General features: G+C 42.4%; 15 protein-coding genes. 2 read left to right on the top strand and 13 right to left on the bottom strand.

Annotated elements, in window-relative coordinates:
• Positions 1–37 precede the first annotated feature (37 nt).
• Positions 38–1,684, top strand: a complete 1,647-nt coding sequence (gene groL, locus ISP07_RS11115; protein ID WP_054552424.1) for a chaperonin GroEL — start codon at positions 38–40, stop codon at positions 1,682–1,684.
• 135 nt (positions 1,685–1,819) lie between these two features.
• On the opposite strand, the gene ISP07_RS11110 is transcribed toward groL, so the two are convergent.
• The 10 genes from ISP07_RS11110 to ISP07_RS11065 all read right to left on the bottom strand — a co-directional run bounded on the left by ISP07_RS11110 (position 1,820) and on the right by ISP07_RS11065 (position 11,782).
• Positions 1,820–3,298 (bottom strand): NAD(P)H-hydrate dehydratase, encoded by a 1,479-nt coding sequence (locus ISP07_RS11110; protein ID WP_209327655.1) that lies wholly within the window; start codon positions 3,296–3,298, stop codon positions 1,820–1,822.
• A 118-nt stretch (positions 3,299–3,416) separates the two neighbouring features.
• Positions 3,417–4,229: an adenosylmethionine decarboxylase gene (gene speD / locus ISP07_RS11105; RefSeq protein ID WP_054552422.1), complete on the bottom strand. Its 813-nt coding sequence runs from the start codon at positions 4,227–4,229 to the stop codon at positions 3,417–3,419.
• 88 nt (positions 4,230–4,317) lie between these two features.
• Positions 4,318–4,731: an OsmC family protein gene (locus tag ISP07_RS11100; protein WP_054552421.1), complete on the bottom strand. Its 414-nt coding sequence runs from the start codon at positions 4,729–4,731 to the stop codon at positions 4,318–4,320.
• Positions 4,732–4,877: 146 nt separating this feature from the next.
• The gene (locus ISP07_RS11095) at positions 4,878–5,225 is read right to left on the bottom strand and encodes a DUF3802 family protein (RefSeq protein WP_054552420.1); all 348 of its coding nucleotides are present in this window, start codon (positions 5,223–5,225) and stop codon (positions 4,878–4,880) included.
• Between the two features lie 128 nt (positions 5,226–5,353).
• On the bottom strand, positions 5,354–6,823 hold the full coding sequence (gene astD, locus ISP07_RS11090) for a succinylglutamate-semialdehyde dehydrogenase (RefSeq protein WP_209327654.1): 1,470 nt from the start codon (positions 6,821–6,823) through the stop codon (positions 5,354–5,356).
• An 18-nt stretch (positions 6,824–6,841) separates the two neighbouring features.
• Positions 6,842–7,858: an arginine N-succinyltransferase gene (gene astA / locus ISP07_RS11085; RefSeq protein WP_054552418.1), complete on the bottom strand. Its 1,017-nt coding sequence runs from the start codon at positions 7,856–7,858 to the stop codon at positions 6,842–6,844.
• Positions 7,859–7,938: 80 nt separating this feature from the next.
• On the bottom strand, positions 7,939–9,144 hold the full coding sequence (locus ISP07_RS11080) for an aspartate aminotransferase family protein (RefSeq protein ID WP_054552417.1): 1,206 nt from the start codon (positions 9,142–9,144) through the stop codon (positions 7,939–7,941).
• A 369-nt stretch (positions 9,145–9,513) separates the two neighbouring features.
• On the bottom strand, positions 9,514–10,674 hold the full coding sequence (locus tag ISP07_RS11075; RefSeq protein ID WP_138618066.1) for an HDOD domain-containing protein: 1,161 nt from the start codon (positions 10,672–10,674) through the stop codon (positions 9,514–9,516).
• A gap of 48 nt (positions 10,675–10,722) precedes the next feature.
• Complete coding sequence (locus tag ISP07_RS11070; protein ID WP_135923252.1) at positions 10,723–11,301, bottom strand: anthranilate synthase component II; 579 nt, start codon at positions 11,299–11,301, stop codon at positions 10,723–10,725.
• A gap of 82 nt (positions 11,302–11,383) precedes the next feature.
• Complete coding sequence (locus ISP07_RS11065; RefSeq protein ID WP_138602459.1) at positions 11,384–11,782, bottom strand: acyl-CoA thioesterase; 399 nt, start codon at positions 11,780–11,782, stop codon at positions 11,384–11,386.
• A 36-nt stretch (positions 11,783–11,818) separates the two neighbouring features.
• Here ISP07_RS11065 and ISP07_RS11060 point away from each other — a divergent pair, with 36 nt between their 5' ends.
• Positions 11,819–12,523: a 2OG-Fe(II) oxygenase gene (locus ISP07_RS11060; RefSeq protein WP_166340655.1), complete on the top strand. Its 705-nt coding sequence runs from the start codon at positions 11,819–11,821 to the stop codon at positions 12,521–12,523.
• 113 nt (positions 12,524–12,636) lie between these two features.
• Here the strand turns inward: ISP07_RS11060 and ISP07_RS11055 are convergent, their stop codons facing one another.
• From ISP07_RS11055 to acnB, 3 genes are all read right to left on the bottom strand, one after another.
• Positions 12,637–13,875 carry a cysteine desulfurase-like protein gene (locus tag ISP07_RS11055; protein ID WP_209327653.1) on the bottom strand — a complete coding sequence of 413 codons (1,239 nt, stop codon included), beginning with the start codon at positions 13,873–13,875 and terminating at the stop codon, positions 12,637–12,639.
• A gap of 9 nt (positions 13,876–13,884) precedes the next feature.
• Entirely contained in the window at positions 13,885–14,517 is a 633-nt protein-coding gene (locus ISP07_RS11050) for a 2OG-Fe dioxygenase family protein (protein WP_054552412.1), read from the bottom strand.
• Positions 14,518–14,712: 195 nt separating this feature from the next.
• The gene (gene acnB / locus ISP07_RS11045) at positions 14,713–17,310 is read right to left on the bottom strand and encodes a bifunctional aconitate hydratase 2/2-methylisocitrate dehydratase (RefSeq protein ID WP_054552411.1); all 2,598 of its coding nucleotides are present in this window, start codon (positions 17,308–17,310) and stop codon (positions 14,713–14,715) included.
• Positions 17,311–17,654 lie beyond the last annotated feature (344 nt).

Genomic DNA, 17,654 nt, shown 5'->3' with positions numbered 1-17,654 from the left:
TAGCAACCCGTTTACAGAATTTAAGAGGAATTTAATCATGGCAGCAAAAGAAGTACTTTTTGCAGGTGACGCACGTGGCAAAATGCTAACTGGCGTAAACATTTTAGCAAACGCAGTAAAAGTAACTTTAGGTCCTAAAGGCCGTAACGTTGTATTAGACAAATCATTCGGCGCTCCAGTGATCACTAAAGATGGTGTATCTGTTGCAAAAGAAATCGAGCTTGAAGACAAGTTCGAAAACATGGGCGCACAAATGGTTAAAGAAGTAGCGTCTAAAGCGAATGACGCTGCAGGTGACGGTACAACAACTGCAACAGTATTAGCGCAAGCTATCGTAAACGAAGGCTTAAAAGCAGTTGCAGCGGGTATGAACCCAATGGACCTTAAGCGCGGTATCGACAAAGCAGTTACTGCGGCAGTTGAAGAGCTTAAAGCACTTTCTGTTCCATGTGCAGACACTAAAGCAATTGCACAAGTAGGTACTATTTCTGCTAACTCTGATAAAGAAATCGGTGACATCATTGCAGAAGCAATGGAAAAAGTAGGCCGTGATTCAGGCGTTATCACTGTTGAAGAAGGTCAGTCACTAGAAAACGAACTAGACGTAGTTGAAGGTATGCAGTTTGACCGCGGTTACCTTTCTCCATACTTCATCAACAACGCTGAAAAAGGCGCTGTAGAGCTAGACAACCCATTCATTCTACTTGTAGACAAAAAAGTATCTAACATCCGTGAGCTACTACCTACATTAGAAGCAGTAGCTAAAGCTAGCAAGCCACTACTTATCATTGCTGAAGACCTTGAAGGTGAAGCACTTGCAACACTTGTTGTAAACAACATGCGCGGTATCGTTAAAGTATCTGCGGTTAAAGCACCTGGTTTTGGCGACCGTCGTAAAGCAATGCTACAAGACATCGCAGTGTTAACAGGTGGTACTGTTATTTCTGAAGAAATCGGTTTAGAGCTAGAGAAAGCGACAATCGAAGACCTAGGTACAGCGAAGCGCGTTGTGATCACTAAAGATGATACAACAATCATCGACGGTGCAGGCGAAGAAGACGGCATCAATGGTCGTGTTGCACAAATCAAAGCACAAATCGAAGAAGCGACGTCTGACTACGATAAAGAGAAACTACAAGAGCGTATGGCTAAACTAGCTGGCGGTGTTGCAGTAATCAAAGTTGGCGCAGCAACTGAAATCGAAATGAAAGAGAAAAAAGACCGCGTTGAAGATGCACTACACGCAACTCGCGCAGCGGTTGAAGAAGGTGTTGTACCAGGTGGTGGTGTTGCACTAGTTCGCGTAGCAAGCAAACTTGTTGAACTTGCTGGCGACAACGAAGACCAAAGCCACGGTATCAAAGTTGCACTACGTGCGATGGAAGCACCACTTCGTCAAATCGTAACTAACGCAGGTGACGAAGCATCTGTTGTTGTTAACTCAGTAAAAGGCGGTGAAGGTAACTACGGTTACAACGCAGCATCAGGCGAGTACAACGACATGATCGAAATGGGTATCTTAGACCCAACTAAAGTAACGCGTTCTGCACTACAATACGCAGCTTCAATCGCGGGTCTTATGATCACAACTGAAGCAATGGTTGCTGAAATCCCGAAAGATGAGCCAGCTGCTCCAGATATGGGCGGCATGGGCGGCATGGGTGGTATGGGCGGCATGATGTGATAAACATCACCTCCTAAGCACCTCGCTTTAAAAACCCAGCCCCGGCTGGGTTTTCTTTTAGCTATCAGTTTTAAGCTGTCAGCTATCAGAAACTGACGGCTGACGGCTGACGGCTGACGGCTGACGGCTGACGGCTCAGTTAACCAACTCCCTCACTATCACAAACAAGTCACTCGCTAACATGCCTCTTTCGCCTTCACGTTCTGCGGCAATATCACCGGCTTTTGCATGTAAGGTTACGCCTAAGCAAGCTGCTTGCTGAGGAGTAAGCCCCTGTGCGATTAGTGCCGCTATGATACCTGTTAATACATCGCCACTGCCACCAACCGCAAGTGCAGGGTTACCGTCGGTACACACCCATGTTTGGTTATTATCAGCAATTAAACTGCCAGCACCTTTGAGTACACAAGTAGTGGTATAGCTACGTGCGAGCTGCTTTACTGCATGAAAGCGATTTTCTTCAATATCACTAGCGCGACAATTAAGTAACCTTGCAGCCTCACCGGGGTGTGGTGTAATAACGGTATTAGCCAATGGAAATGACGAAGCATGCTGAGCCATTAAATTAAGTGCATCTGCATCAATAACCAGAGGCTTGTTATTAGTAAAGCAATACTGCATGACGGTTTCAAAGGTTGTTTCCGACCAAGTGTCTTGACCAAGCCCTGGGCCAATAGCCACACAGGTTGCCCACTCTAGGGCGCTAATCAGGTTTGTATCTGTCACCATTAATTCCGGCCGGCCAATACTCACTGGCAAAATAGAACTGCTATGGGTATACACTTTGACCATGCCCGCACCGGTGCGAAGCGCTGCCTCTGCAGTTAAACGAATAGCGCCTGCAGTCCCTGAATTACCACCAATACACAGCAATTTACCATGGCTGGTTTTATGGCTGTTGTTATCGCGATCAGAAAGCCTCGGCTGTGTCTGATAATTGATAAGCTCTGCCGTGGGTGATGTCAGTTTTAAAAAGGCATCTTCAATACCTAAATCATTAAACTCAAATGTCCCTGCATGCGCTCTACCTTGCCCTGTCACTAAACCTTGTTTAATCCCCACAAAAGTCACAGTGAGCGCGGCTTTTATTGCCACTCCTTGTACGACACCTGTGTCGGCATGTATGCCTGAAGGTAGATCAATAGCAACTATCGGCACTTGGCTTTCGTTGGCAGCTTTAATCAGCTGTGAAAAAGGCTCGCGCACCGCGCTTTGAATTCCCGTGCCAAGCAGGCCATCAATAATGATATCTGCACGCTCAATAGCACTGGCATCAGCAGTTATTTCCCCTCCTTCGTCGAGCCAAGCTTGCTGAGCACTGAGCGCATCACCTTTGAGCGGTTTATCAGGTATTGCTGCAATAACCGTAACCTGTTTGCCCGCTTGTTTAGCTAAACGAGCAACAACATAACCATCACCGGCATTATTACCAACGCCCGCTAACACAACGAATGTTCTTGCTTTAGGAAAATAGCTGTTAGCTTGCTGATAAGTCGCCAGCCCTGCTCGCTCCATAAGCTCATACAAGGTGATATCAGAACGCTTAGCTGCGGGTCCTTCATGGTCACGCACTTGCTCTGCTAAAAATACTGACTGCGAGAGAACAACTGACATATCTATCCTTAAATTGGCCTTTTAATCAGCATATAAGGACAGATAAGTGCAGTCAATGAGGCATAAAAAAACGGCGCGTAACTTACATTACGCGCCGTTTCTTTAAAGCTATAGTGACTTACTCAGTGTCTGGTAAGTTGCGACCATAGAAGATTTCTTGCATCTCGCGGGTCAGCTTAGAGTAGATAACTTCTTCTTCTTCTTCAGAAAGATCTGCTGTAGAAACACCGAATAGGTAAGTATTCAAGTCAGTTTCTTTTAACATCATCTTAGTGTGGAACAAGTTCTCTTGATACACGTTCACGTCCATCATTTGGTACGCTTCTTTGGTATCTTCAGTCATGTAGTTCTGAATTGAGTTAATTGCGTGATCGATATAGTGTTTAACACCATCTACGTCACGAGTAAAACCACGTACGCGGTAGTCAATTGTTACAACATCAGACTCAAGGCTGTGAATTAAGAAGTTTAACGCTTTTAATGGCGAAATAATGCCACACGTTGATACTTCGATATCAGCACGGAACGTACAAATACCATCATCAGGGTGTGCTTCTGGGTATGTGTGAACACAGATGTGGCTCTTGTCTAAGTGCGCTACTACTGTTTCAGGAAGAGGGCCCGGCGCCTCATCAACGTCATACGTTGTTTGTTGCTCAATTGGCTCTTCAGAGATCAAGATTGTCACGCTGGCACCTTGCGGATCATAATCTTGGCGAGAAACATTTAGAATGTTTGCGCCAATAATATCCACAACTTCACCTAAAATATCGGTAAGGCGATCAGCACTGTACTGTTCGTCGATATATTCAATATATTCTTTACGCTGTTGTTCCGTCTTTGCGTAACAAATATCGTAAATACTAAAGCTTAAGCTCTTAGTTAAGTTATTAAAGCCATGAAGCTTAATTTTATCGAAGGGTTTATTCATGCTAAACCAACCTTAAAACGAGTGAAACCTGCACCAGCAGAAATAAAAGTTCGCGGATTTTATACGAATTTTCTGCTCGGAAAAAGCGTTATTTTACCTGTTCTTGCACAACTTCATGACTATGCGTAATTTCTACTGTTTTATCAAGCATTAAGGCTACAGAACAATACTTTTCAGCAGACAGTTGTACCGCTCTTGCAAGGTGCTTTTCAGAGACATTATCACCGGTAACCACAAAGTGTAGGTTAATCTTAGTAAACACGCGAGGCGCTGATTCAGCACGCTCAGCTGTTAGCTTAACTTGCACATCAGAAAATGACTGCTTGGCTTTTTTTAAAATACTAACAACATCAACAGATGAACAACAACCTGCTGACATTAAAACCATTTCCATTGGGCTTGGCGCAGCACTATCGCTACCTGCATCAAAAACTACATTATGACCTGAATTTGAAAGGCCAATAAACGTATCGCCTTCTACCCATTTTACATTCGCTTGCATGTGCTTTATCTCTTAAAGTTATTTTGCTTGATTGTAAGCAAGTCACACACAGATGCAAGGGATAAGAGGTGAGCTTTAAAGGAAAGCGAGTTGCCTAACGTTGAGCTGCTCGCTTAAAGACTAGAAATTGTGTTGTGCTTTATACATTAGGCACTTTCGACAACAGCACTATCAAATAAGTTTTTCACTAATCCAGCAAACTCATCTATAAACGCGTGCTGTTCAACGGTTACTGTATGATTGGTGACGCTGCTCAGCACTTCTTGTAAGTCATATACGATACCGTCGACTTCGCGAACAATTTGGCTGCGTTGTTCAGTACTAAGCTCAGTGTGTTGCTCGCAAAGTAACATGACATTTTCTGCTATCACATCTTCAATCAGCTCTAACACTGTTGGAGCTCCTGGTTTAATCTGACCCGGCTTCTCAAAAAGCGCTAAATTTTGAGTGAGATACATGACAAGATCATCGTACCCTTGCCTATCTAAAACCATACGACTACACACCTAATAAAAAACTATCTCTTTAGATTTAAGCAGAAAGCGCTTTTAATTGCTACCTTTGCCAAGCATCTCATACAAAAAAAGCAGCCGAAGCTGCTTTTTGTAATGATTTACGATTATTAATCAATTTTTAAGCCTGGGCTTAATGTCGCTGGCATTGCTACTTTTTCAAGTTCTACCGAAGCAACCGGATATGCACAATAGTCAGCAGCATAATATGCGCTTGCTCTGTGGTTACCTGATGCACCAATACCACCAAATGGTGCAGCACTTGATGCACCCGTGATAGGACGGTTCCAGTTTACGATACCCGCACGAATACGACGTAGGAAATGGTCGTAATCTGCTGCGCTGTCGCTTAATAAGCCAGCTGATAAACCAAAGCTTGTGTCATTCGCTTTATCAATAGCAGCATCAAAATCAGTGAAACGGAATACTTTAAGCAGTGGTCCAAAGTGCTCTTCGTCTGGGAAGTTAGCTACATTTGTACACTCTAAAATACCCGGAGTTACAAAACCGGTATTTTCTTTGTGTGTAAGCTCAACAAGTACCTCTGCGCCAAGCTCAACAAGCTGCTGTTGCGCTTTGACCATACCAGCTGCTGCCGCTGAAGAAATCATTGACCCGATGAAAGGTTGATCTTCTGCGTCGTAGTCACCTACTTTAATTGCTTTAGTTGCTTTAATAAGACCCGCTAGGATGGCGTCACCCTGCTCGCCTGCTGGTAAGAATAACTTACGCGCACATGTACAACGCTGACCTGTAGAGATAAACGCAGATTGAATAATATCGTGGATAGCCGCTTTAGTATCAGCAACATCAGTAACGATAAGCGGGTTATTACCACCCATTTCTAAGGCTAAGATTTTACCCGGTTGACCAGCAAACTGTTCATGTAAAATATGACCAGTGCGCGAAGAGCCCGTAAAAAATAAACCGTCAATCCCTTTATGAGATGCCAGCGCTTTACCCGTTTCTACTTCACCTTGCACAAGGTTGATAACACCTGCAGGCAGGCCAGCCTTTTGCCATAACTTTAACGTTAACTCAGCAACTGCTGGCGTTAGCTCAGACGGCTTAAATACCACGGTATTTCCAGCTAGAAGTGCAGGCACAATGTGACCATTTGGTAAGTGACCAGGGAAATTATAAGGACCAAACACAGCTACTACACCATGAGGCTTGTGGCGGATCATCGCACGCCCTTGTGGCATTGGGTTTTCAACATCACCTGTGCGCTCTAAAAATGCTTTTTCAGAGATAGCAATTTTACCCACCATCGCACCTGCTTCAGTGCGTGTTTCCCAAAGTGGTTTACCTGTTTCTTGTGCGATAGCAATCGCTAATTCTTCGCTGTGCTCTTTAAGCGTTTCTGCGAATGTTTTTACAATCGTTAAACGCTCTGCAAATGTTTTATCAGCCCAGCTGTAAAATGCTTCACGTGCAGCAGCGACTGCGCCGTCTACTTGTTCAGCAGTGGCAGTGTTTGCTTGCCAAATTACATCATTATTTGCTGGGTTTACAGATTGAAAAGTATGACCAAGGCCTGCTTGCCATTGACCATTAATAAATTGCGCTGCATGAGTCATTAATATGTCTCCTGAATTCTATAGTTTTGCAAGTGATACGGAATCACCCGCTTCTAAGTGAAGTGCTTTTGCTAATTCACTTGAGATTGTAATGCTATCGGCATCACATGATAGGCTAACTTGAGTCACGGTTGCTCTAAAATCAGCAATTTTATCATTTGCTAACAATACCGTAGTGTCGCCTTGGCTTTCACCAATTTCTACTTTAACCGTTTGGGCATTTCTCACTGTAGCAATGTTATCAACTTTTGCTTCAACAGTTGGGCCTGCATCAAAAATGTCTACATAACCATTGAAGGTAAAACCTTCGCTCTTTAAAAGTTCAATCGCAGGGCGTGTATTATCATGCACTTGACCAATCACAGCTTGCGCATCTTTGCTCAGTAAGTTGACGTAAATTGGATATTTAGGCATTAACTCGGCAATAAATACTTTTTGGCCAATACCCGTTAAGTAATCTGCCGTTGGAAAGTCCATCGAGAAAAAGTGCTCTTCTAGCCATTGCCAGAATGGGCTTTCGCCATTGTCATCAGAAACACCACGCATCTCAGCAATTACGGTGTCAGCAAAACGCTCTTTATGTTGATTAATAAACATAAAACGCGCTTTTGAAAGCAATTTACCGTTATTATTTTTACGGTAGCCATCTTTTAAGAATAATGTGCACAGCTCAGTTGCGCCGGTGTAATCGTTACACAGGGTTAATATATCAACGGCTTTATACACGTCTAACGTACGAGAAGAATGAATCACTTTGCTTAGGTGATAATGATAAAAAGCATCATCTAAACCAACTGCAGCTTCAATCCCCGAAGTCCCTACAACTTCACCCGTTTCGCTATCTTCAAGAACAAACAAGTAACCTTCATCACCTGGCTGTTGCGCTGCTTTTGCAAATGAGCTGACAGAATGATCAATTTTCTTTTGTAATAACTCTTCATTATTAGGCAAAGACGTAAAGCCATGGCCTGACTCATCAGCAATCTTTACTAACGCTTGGTAATCGCTTTGCTGGATTGGGCGAAGGATCATCATAAGTCCGCTTGCTCCCTTATAAATAACGGTAAATTAAGAAATGAGGGCAAGCTTAACTTGCCCTGAAATGACAGTTTCGTTTAGCCGTTAACGACTTTTGCAACTGCTTTTTCGAAACGAGCCATACCTTCGCGGATATCAGCTTCTGGAATTACAAGTGACGGCGTGAAACGAACAACATCAGCGCCAGCTACTAAAGACATAACACCTTCTGCAGTACCAGCCACTAAAAACTCTTTTGCACGACCTTTGAATTGCTCTGTTACTACAGCACCAATTAATAGACCTTCGCCACGGATTTCAGTGAATACATTGTACTTTTCGTTAATCGCAGTTAGTAACTCACGGAATAACGCAGACTTTTCTTTAACGCCGTTAAGTACTTCTGGTGTATTTACTGTGTCGAATGCAGCTTCAGCTACTGCACACGCAAGTGGGTTACCACCGTAAGTAGAACCATGAGTACCCACTTTTAAGTGCTTAGCAATATCAGTTGTGGTGATCATCGCACCGATAGGGAAACCACCACCTAATGCTTTTGCAGTCGTTAAGATATCTGGAGTTACATTTAGACCTTGATAAGCATAAAGCTCACCCGTACGGCCAACACCGGTTTGTACTTCATCAAAGATAAGTAGTGCATTGTGTTTAGTACACAGTTCACGAACACCTTCAACAAATTCAGCAGTTGGCGAAATAATGCCACCTTCACCTTGTAGAGGTTCCATCATTACCGCACAAGTATTGTCTGAGATAAGCGCTTCAAATGCCGCTAAATCGTTGTAGTCACAATGAACGATATCACCCGGCTTAGGACCAAAACCATCAGAGTATGCAGCTTGACCACCTACTGTTACAGTAAAAAATGTACGGCCGTGGAAACCTTTGTTGAATGAGATAATTTGTGACTTTTGCTCACCAAAGTTATCAAGTGCAAAACGGCGTGCAAGTTTAAGTGCCGCTTCATTTGCCTCTGCACCTGAATTAGCAAAATATACTTTTTCAGCGAACGTTGCGTCAGTTAGCTTTTTAGCTAAGCGAAGCGCTGGCTCATTAGTCATTACATTTGATAAGTGCCAAATCTTTTCGCCTTGCTCTTTTAATGCACTTACAAGAGCTGGGTGACAATGGCCAAGACAGTTAACAGCAATACCACCCGCAAAATCGATAAATTCACGACCTTCTTGGTCCCATACGCGAGAACCTTCGCCTCGAACAGGAATAACACTTGATGGTGCATAGTTTGGAACCATTACTTGATCAAATAATTCGCGATTGACTGTCATTTTATATCCTCATAATTGTAAGCACACACAGAGTTTGGTGGCGCTTTAAAGCAAAACTAAGCCATTTTACTTAGCTGATTGAGCTTAGCGCAAAATCACCAAAATTACTCTTTGGTTCAATTTTCATTCATCCATTATTTCAGAAAATTTTCGTTATGTCTCTTAGAAAACTTTCATGCAGGCCTTGAAAACAAAGGGCTTGAGATATTTTTTCATGGATAGTGAATAACTATTTGAAGGCTTTTTTTTGCTCGAAATACTACAAAAAGGCGTAAGGCTAGTGAGCCAAGCACTGGCTAATGACAAAAACTTTGTCGCTGTGGATTGATAAACAATGAATGAATAGTCGCAAAAAAATTAACAATTTTTTTAATTAATTTGGATATGAAAGTGATCAAAATTGCATTTAGCTAACTGTTCAAGCTCTTCCTTAGTGAAATCGAAGTGTGCAAACCAACGCTCAGTTTCGTCACTTTCGACCAATTGATGCTCATTTAAACTTAAAAACTGAGCGTAACAACGTGCTTTTAAAATCACCTTGGTAAGCGGCAAATATTCATCGTTTTTAGCTAATGGAGTCGTTAACTGCTGCATCACCGCATTAAATGGTAAATACCTAAAGGCCATTTGTTCAATTACTGTTGCGGTTACTTTTAATGACAACTTGCTAAGCAAACTACTTAAAAACAAAGGATCAGGCTTGAGCTCTAATAAGGCTGTATGTAAGTCTTTCTTTTGTTCATCACGCGCCATAGTTACTTTACGCTGCCAAACTCGCTCAAAAGTGCGTAAATACAAACGTACTAAGGCAATCTTCCCAACATCAAGCAGCATTCCAAGCGTAAATGCATGTTCTTCATTTACGCCATTTAGCTTTGCTATTTCTTGCGCTGCAATGGCACACGCCATTGAATTATCTCTTAGTCGACGCTTTAAAAGCGGGAATGGCTCAGTACTATGAGGCATCCAGTGGCGTACAGCAAATGTCGGCACAACAAACTTCAAGTTATCTAAACCAATGTAACGAAGTGCTAAAAGCGGGTTATCAACTTTAACGGAAGTATGCTTATTACGTTGTTGACGGTAAAAAGGCAAGTTCACAAACGCGACTAGCTCGCGCCCCAGCCAGCTTAAATCTTTAACCAAAGGCTCAAGTCGACCCACTGAAGCTGAACGTACAGCTAAAATATCTAAAATAGCAGGTACACTGTCTTGAATCCCAATCGTTTCGTGAATTACAGTATCAATATCTTCAAGCTGCTTATTCATCGCTGTTTCAATAACTTGATGTAACTGCTTACTCGCTTGAGCACGATATTTATGATGCGCCGTACTTACCTTCTGACGTTTTTTTTCAGCAGCAACTTCTACTTCTAATAAAGTACGTTGCTCCATTGACTCGCCATAATCGATTTCTAAGGTATGAATAAAGCCAATTTGGCGCTGCGCAAAACTATGACCAAGCAAAAGATCGTGCGCGCGCTCATTAAGCACCATCGCAGTCCTTTGTTGTCGGGTTTCTTCAGTCATTTGCACAGGCGTATTGTCGGTCATATTTGTTAATTCACTAGCCTAAGATTAGAAGCGAGTTAAAAAGTTAGCAAGTAATTCAAGCCCTTGTTGGGTCAAAATTGCTTCGGGGTGAAATTGCACGCCTTCAAGTGCTAAATCATTATGCATGATCCCCATAATTTCATCAAAATCAGAATTTTGTTCTGTCCATGCAGTAATAGTGAAGTCACTAGGTAAGCTTTGTTTATCAACCACAAGTGAGTGATAACGACACACCGTCAGCGGGTTAGCTAAACCATTAAACACACCTTGGTTGCTATGCTTAACTAATGATGTTTTGCCATGCATCACTTGCTTAGCGCGAATAACATCAGCACCCAGAGCCTGAGCAATGGTTTGGTGCCCTAAGCAAATACCGAGAATTGGCAACTGCCCTTTTAGTTGTTCCACCACTTGTAAAGAAATACCCGCTTCGTTTGGCGAACAGGGCCCAGGTGAAAGTACGATGTGCTCTGGGTTAAGCTGTTTAATCTCAGCGATACTGATCTCATCGTTTCGTTTAACTAATACATCTTGATCCAAGCGCTGAAAATATTGCACTAGGTTGTATGTAAACGAATCATAATTGTCGATCATTAACAGCATTGCGTGTAACCCAAAATTACTCAGTCAAAATAATGAAGGCGCATTTTACCCCAAGCACACATAAATGTCGGCAAAAAATGGCTTATTCATCAGCGATTAGATGCGCTGTAAGGTCTGCCCTTTCTTGCTCATCAAGTTTTTGCGAGCATTTATTTGCAAAGTCGTAACGTACTAGTACGGTTTTACCAACGGCACAGCAGTTATCCTGCTGCCAAGCCTCTTGGCGCAGTACGAATGAACTTGAGCCGACATGCTCAACACTGGTTTTCACTGTGACATCGTGACCATAAAACAACTCACCCACAAAGCTTACTTCAACCTTAGCAATGATCAGTTTCCACTCATAAGGGTTTAAATCAGGCGTAAAAAACCTGAAAATAGGCGCTCGGGCGGCTTCAAACCATACAGGGAGTACTGTATTGTTGATGTGCCCTAGCACATCTGTTTCGCTAAAGCGTGGTGTGATAGTTTCAGTAAACATAGTAACCCTATAAAAAATATAAACTAAAGGTAGCTCATGACGGACTTTATTCGCGTATACGAAAACGCCCTCAGCAAAGAATTTTGCGACAACTTTATCACGGTATTTGAACAAAGCCCGCATTTAAAACAAGGCACTACCTCAGGCGGAGTAGATTTAGCGAAAAAAGACAGCCGCGATTTATACCTTAATAATCACTCTGAATACGCTGAGCAACTTAAGCATATTCAACAAACGACTGCGGGTTACGTCTTCAAATACCTTGAAGAGCATATTTTTATGATGATTGGCGCCTTTGGTTTAAAGGTTTACCATCCGCAAACAGGCAAACCTGTTGACCTAACACAAGATAACTTTGAAGAAGTCGGCAAACCACAATTGCCATTACTCGTGCAGCAGATTTTTCGTATGGGCCCTATTCAAGCACAAAAATACGATATCAATAAAGGTGGTTACCCTTATTGGCATAGTGAGGTATACCCGCAAGCAGGCCATAACGAGGCCCTTCATCGCGTGTTATTATTTATGTTTTATTTAAATGATGTAGAAGAAGGTGGTGAAACAGAGTTTTACTATCAACAACGAAAAATATCGCCAAAACAAGGTACTATGGTCGTAGCGCCGGGCTATTTTACCCACACGCACCGTGGTAATAAGCCTATTTCAAATGACAAGTATATTTTAACCTCGTGGGTCTTATTCAACCGTGCAGAACAAATTTATGGACAACCACAATCTTAGCGGCAAGCTGTTAGTAGAAAGAATGCAACGTTTGATATCACGCTTTTTATGCTAACAAAAAGCAGCCCACTCGGGCTGCTTAAAACTAATAGCTTAAAACCAACAACTCAGCTTTAATCTGCCAGTAATTGATCAAATAAATCGAAAACCTTATCAAGCTCATCAATAGTGTTGTAATGCATACAACCAATGCGTACTACACCGCCAGTTTCTAATACACCTAGCTGCTTACATAGACCTTGTGCATAAAAGTTACCGTCCCACACGCAAATATGTTGCTTACCTAAAAATTCAGACACAACGCGTGGTTCGATGCCTTCAAACGTTAAAGCAAAAGTCGGTGTGCGTGAAGCTACGCGCTCTAGATCATCAATACCGAACAACTTGATGCGCGGGTAATCAGCTAAACGCGTTAAGAAATGCTTACTTAATGTCATTTCGTGCTGTTTAGTCATAGCAAATGCAGCAGCTAATTTATCTCGGCGTGAATGAGTATCATCAAGCTCACTAATTGCAGCAATGTAATCAACAGCAGCAATTAATCCAGCTAACGCTTCAAAGCTTTGTGTTCCCGTTTCCCAGCGACCTGGCGCAACATCTTTTGCAGGTTCAACTTTATATGGTGTGAAACCTTCAAGGTGCTCACGTTTGCCATAGACAATACCAAGGTGAGGACCAAAGAACTTATATGCAGAGCAGGCTAAGAAGTCACAATCAAGTGCTTGTACGTCTACTAGTTCATGAGGTGCATAATGTACGGCATCAACATAAACTAGCGCACCAACAGCATGTGCAAGCTCAACGACGCGTTTAATATCATTAATTGAACCAGTGGTGTTTGATGCATATGTCACAGCAACAAGCTTTGTTTTGCTAGATAAAAGGCTTTCAAAATGTGCCATATCTAGGCTGCAATCAGCTTCGTTGATAAGGGTAGTTTTTACTGTCGCGCCTTTATCTTCAGCAGCTTGCTGCCAAGATGATACGTTTGAGAAGTGATCAGCATTGGTGACAATAATTTCATCATCAGCAGTCCAATCACGTGAGATGGCACGACTAAAGCTAAACGTTAAGCTTGTCATGTTTGCACCAAACACGATTTGCTCTTTAGATGGCGCATTTAATAAATCGGCTGCAGCTTGGCGAGCATTTGCCATTAACTCTACCGTTTTATCACTTGAGAAAAATGCACCGCCTAAGTTTGAGTTGAAGTAACCCAAATATGCACTCATAGCGCTTAGCACTGACTGTGGTACTTGCGAGCCACCTGGGCCATCAAGGAAAATAGGTGACTGACCTGCAACTTGTTGCATAAGTGCAGGGAACTGGCGACGTAATTGCGTTAAGTTCATAGTTTACCCTTACGCAGTTAGTACGAAGCAATCAAGGTAACCTTCTTTGCTTGCGTCTAATTTATTCATTGGTGTAGCGTTGTGCCATACTTCACGGTCATTAATCAGTGCGAACATGCCGTCTTTAATTTCCATTTTGAAACATGGTTCAGCTTGTTGGTGTTCATAAACAAGTAGCTCACCACCCTCTAGGTTTTCGTGTGATACACCACATACGCACACGTGATCAAAACCATCTTGGTGAACACCTTCAGGTGCAGCTGGAGTGTCGCTGTCGATCGCAAGCATTCTGAACTGGTGAATTTCAATAACGCGATCATCACTGATACCCGTCATATCGCGGAATTGATTAACGATTTGCTTCATGCCATCAGTCGCTAATAAGCTATCTTCTAGATTTTCATAAGTACGCTCAACATTACCTTGGAAGGTATTGATTGAGTCATCTTGCACAAATGCTTTTGTTGGTTGTAGTTTTAATTCACCATCAACAACTTTGATTACTGAATAACGACGCTTACGAAATTCACCATCTGCGTATGGGTTTGCAGGTAGGTTAGCAAAAGAAGGCTTAACTGCGTCAATATGTGCTTGGCTTACAAAACGAAGCTGTAAAAGGTTCTGGTTGTTTAATGTAGTCATTTCGATCTCGCCTTAATACGTTGAGAATATTGGCGAGGATTTTAATGCAATTGGTAGGAAATTTTTGCGTTATTATGTAAACGCTGATGATGATTTATGTAGCTTTAAGATCGTATTTATAAATATTTTAGAAATTTTATCTAAAATAAAAAGCCCGCTAAAAGCGGGCTTTCTTGTCATTTAATTTAGCTAAAATTAAACAGCTTGCTGAACGATTACTTTGTCTGCCTTTTTAGTGTATTGAGGCATACGGTGGAAGTTCAGGTAACGATAAGTATCAGCTGCAGTTGCATTGATCTTATCTGCATACTCTTGGTACTCAGCAGGTGTAGGTAGTTTACCTAAGATTGCCGCTACTGCTGCAAGCTCAGCTGATGCTAAGAATACGTTAGCGCCAGTACCAAGACGGTTAGGGAAGTTACGCGTAGAGGTAGAAACAACTGTTGCTTTATCAGCAACACGTGCTTGGTTACCCATACATAGTGAACACCCTGGCGTTTCGATACGTGCACCTACGCGACCAAAGATACCGTAGTAACCTTCGTCAGTAAGCTGGTCTTTATCCATCTTCGTTGGTGGTGCAACCCAAAGTTGAGTTGGGATACGGCCACTGAAACCATCTAGTAGTTTACCTGCAGCACGGAAGTGACCGATGTTAGTCATACAAGAACCGATGAATACTTCGTCGATTTTCTCGCCTGTTACGTCTGAAAGAAGACGCGCATCATCTGGGTCATTTGGAGCACAAAGGATTGGCTCTTTGATGTCTGCAAGATCGATTTCAAGTACGTGCTTGTACTCTGCATCTGCATCAGCTTCCATAAGTTCTGGGTTAGCTAACCACTCTTGCATTGCTGTGATACGACGCTCAATAGTACGAACATCGCCGTAACCTTCAGAGATCATCCACTTAAGCATTACGATGTTTGACTCAAGGTATTCAGCGATAGACTCTTTAGAAAGTTTAACAGTACAACCTGCCGCTGAACGCTCAGCTGATGCATCAGAAAGTTCGAAAGCTTGCTCAACTGTTAGGTGCTCAACACCTTCGATTTCTAGTACGCGACCAGAGAATTCGTTGATCTTACCTTTCTTCTCAACTGTAAGAAGACCTTCTTTGATACCGTAGTAAGGGATAGCATGAACTAGGTCACGTAGTGTGATACCTGGCTGCATTTCACCTTTGAAACGTACTAAGATTGACTCAGGCATATCAAGAGGCATTACACCTGTTGCTGCTGCGAATGCTACCGCACCTGAACCCGCTGGGAATGAAATACCTAGAGGGAAACGAGTATGTGAGTCACCACCAGTACCTACTGTATCTGGTAATAACATACGGTTTAACCATGAGTGGATTACACCGTCACCAGGACGTAGTGATACACCGCCACGGTTCATGATGAAATCAGGAAGTGTGTGGTGAGTGTTTACGTCGATTGGCTTAGGATAAGCTGATGTATGACAGAAAGACTGCATTGTTAGGTCTGCAGAGAAACCTAAACACGCAAGGTCTTTAAGTTCGTCACGCGTCATAGGACCTGTTGTATCTTGCGAACCAACAGTTGTCATTTTCGGCTCACAGTATTGACCAGGACGTACGCCAGGCATGTTACATGCTTTACCAACCATCTTCTGAGCTAATGTGAAGCCTTTACCAGAGTCAGTTACAAGCGCTGGCTTACGGAAGATATCTTCTGCTTCCATACCTAGTGATGCACGCGCTTTATCAGTTAAACCACGACCAATGATCAGTGGAATACGACCACCAGCACGCACTTCATCAAGAATTACGTCTGATTTAAGAGAGAAAGTCGAGATTACTTCATCAGTACCGTGACGCTTAACAACACCTTCGTATGGGAAGATATCGATTTGGTCACCCATGTTTAGCTCATCAACAGGTAGTTCGATTGGTAATGCACCAGAGTCTTCCATTGTGTTGAAGAAGATAGGCGCGATTTTACCGCCTAAACATACACCACCAACGCGTTTGTTCGGTACGTGAGGAATATCATCACCCATGAACCAAAGTACAGAGTTAGTTGCAGATTTACGAGATGAACCCGTACCAACTACATCACCAACGTATGCAAGAGGTAAACCTTTCGTTTTAAGCTCTTCTAGTTGTGAGATTGGACCAACTTCACCTGGCTTTTCAGGATTGATACCATCACGTTCGTTCTTCAGCATTGCTAAAGCGTGTAGTGGAATATCAGGGCGAGACCATGCATCTGGAGCAGGTGAAAGATCATCAGTATTTGTTTCGCCAGTTACTTTGAATACGGTAACTGAGATTTTTTCAGCAACTGCAGGCTTGTTCACAAACCACTCAGCATTTGCCCAAGATTCGATTACTTGCTTAGCAAATTCGTTACCCGCTTTCGCTTTTTCTTCTACATCATAAAAAGCATCAAACATTAATAATGTGTTTGATAAACCTTTAACAACGATTGGCGCTAACGCTTCGTCATCTAAAAGGTCAATCATAGGCGCGATGTTGTAACCACCTAGCATAGTACCAAGTAGCTCAGCTGCTTTTTCTTTTGATACAAGTGGAGAGCTCGCTTCACCTTTTGCAACTGCAGCCAAGAAACCTGCTTTGATATAAGCAGCATCATCAACACCTGGTGGTACACGGTTAACTAGAAGATCAACGATAAACTCTTCTTCACCTGCCGGTGGATTTTTGATTAATTCAATAAGATCAGCCGTTTGCTGAGCATCTAATGGCGCTGGTACGATACCTAACGCGGCACGTTCTTCTACGTGTTTACGATATTCTTGTAGCACAATATTGCCCTCTTGGTGACGTGAAAGTACTCGGTAGTATTAAGCTAAATACCAATTAAGACCCAGTACTTATAGTATTCTGACAGTTAATTATAAAGCTTTTAAGTATAGATGAAAATCCATGCGGTAAGTAAGGAGTTTAATAGTCACTATAAATATCATGAATAGTACTAGAAAAAAACGCTATTCAAATGAATATTTATTAAGAATCATTCCTATCTAACCAATTCCTAGTACTTAGAAAAGAAAAAACCCAGCACTAGGCTGCAATGCCGATCAGTTAAGCAATTGACATTTGGCATAATAGGATCAAAATCCGATGATCACAGGTCATCGGATTTTTT

It is taken from the genome of Pseudoalteromonas sp. PA2MD11 (genome assembly GCF_017808125.1).
Taxonomy (GTDB): Bacteria; Pseudomonadota; Gammaproteobacteria; order Enterobacterales; family Alteromonadaceae; genus Pseudoalteromonas; species Pseudoalteromonas simplex.
The sequence above is the reverse complement of the archived record's forward strand: the minus strand, read 5'-3'. Positions and strand labels throughout refer to the sequence as shown.

Excerpts from the sequence above, each read along its gene's own strand:
- groL (WP_054552424.1), top strand. The coding sequence starts at position 38 with ATGGCAGCAAAAGAAGTACTTTTTGCAGGTGACGCACGTGGCAAAATG.
- ISP07_RS11110 (WP_209327655.1), bottom strand. The coding sequence starts at position 3,298 with ATGTCAGTTGTTCTCTCGCAGTCAGTATTTTTAGCAGAGCAAGTGCGT.
- speD (WP_054552422.1), bottom strand. The coding sequence starts at position 4,229 with ATGAATAAACCCTTCGATAAAATTAAGCTTCATGGCTTTAATAACTTA.
- ISP07_RS11100 (WP_054552421.1), bottom strand. The coding sequence starts at position 4,731 with ATGCAAGCGAATGTAAAATGGGTAGAAGGCGATACGTTTATTGGCCTT.
- ISP07_RS11095 (WP_054552420.1), bottom strand. The coding sequence starts at position 5,225 with ATGGTTTTAGATAGGCAAGGGTACGATGATCTTGTCATGTATCTCACT.
- astD (WP_209327654.1), bottom strand. The coding sequence starts at position 6,823 with ATGACTCATGCAGCGCAATTTATTAATGGTCAATGGCAAGCAGGCCTT.
- astA (WP_054552418.1), bottom strand. The coding sequence starts at position 7,858 with ATGATGATCCTTCGCCCAATCCAGCAAAGCGATTACCAAGCGTTAGTA.
- ISP07_RS11080 (WP_054552417.1), bottom strand. The coding sequence starts at position 9,144 with ATGACAGTCAATCGCGAATTATTTGATCAAGTAATGGTTCCAAACTAT.
- ISP07_RS11075 (WP_138618066.1), bottom strand. The coding sequence starts at position 10,674 with ATGACTGAAGAAACCCGACAACAAAGGACTGCGATGGTGCTTAATGAG.
- ISP07_RS11070 (WP_135923252.1), bottom strand. The coding sequence starts at position 11,301 with ATGCTGTTAATGATCGACAATTATGATTCGTTTACATACAACCTAGTG.
- ISP07_RS11065 (WP_138602459.1), bottom strand. The coding sequence starts at position 11,782 with ATGTTTACTGAAACTATCACACCACGCTTTAGCGAAACAGATGTGCTA.
- ISP07_RS11060 (WP_166340655.1), top strand. The coding sequence starts at position 11,819 with ATGACGGACTTTATTCGCGTATACGAAAACGCCCTCAGCAAAGAATTT.
- ISP07_RS11055 (WP_209327653.1), bottom strand. The coding sequence starts at position 13,875 with ATGAACTTAACGCAATTACGTCGCCAGTTCCCTGCACTTATGCAACAA.
- ISP07_RS11050 (WP_054552412.1), bottom strand. The coding sequence starts at position 14,517 with ATGACTACATTAAACAACCAGAACCTTTTACAGCTTCGTTTTGTAAGC.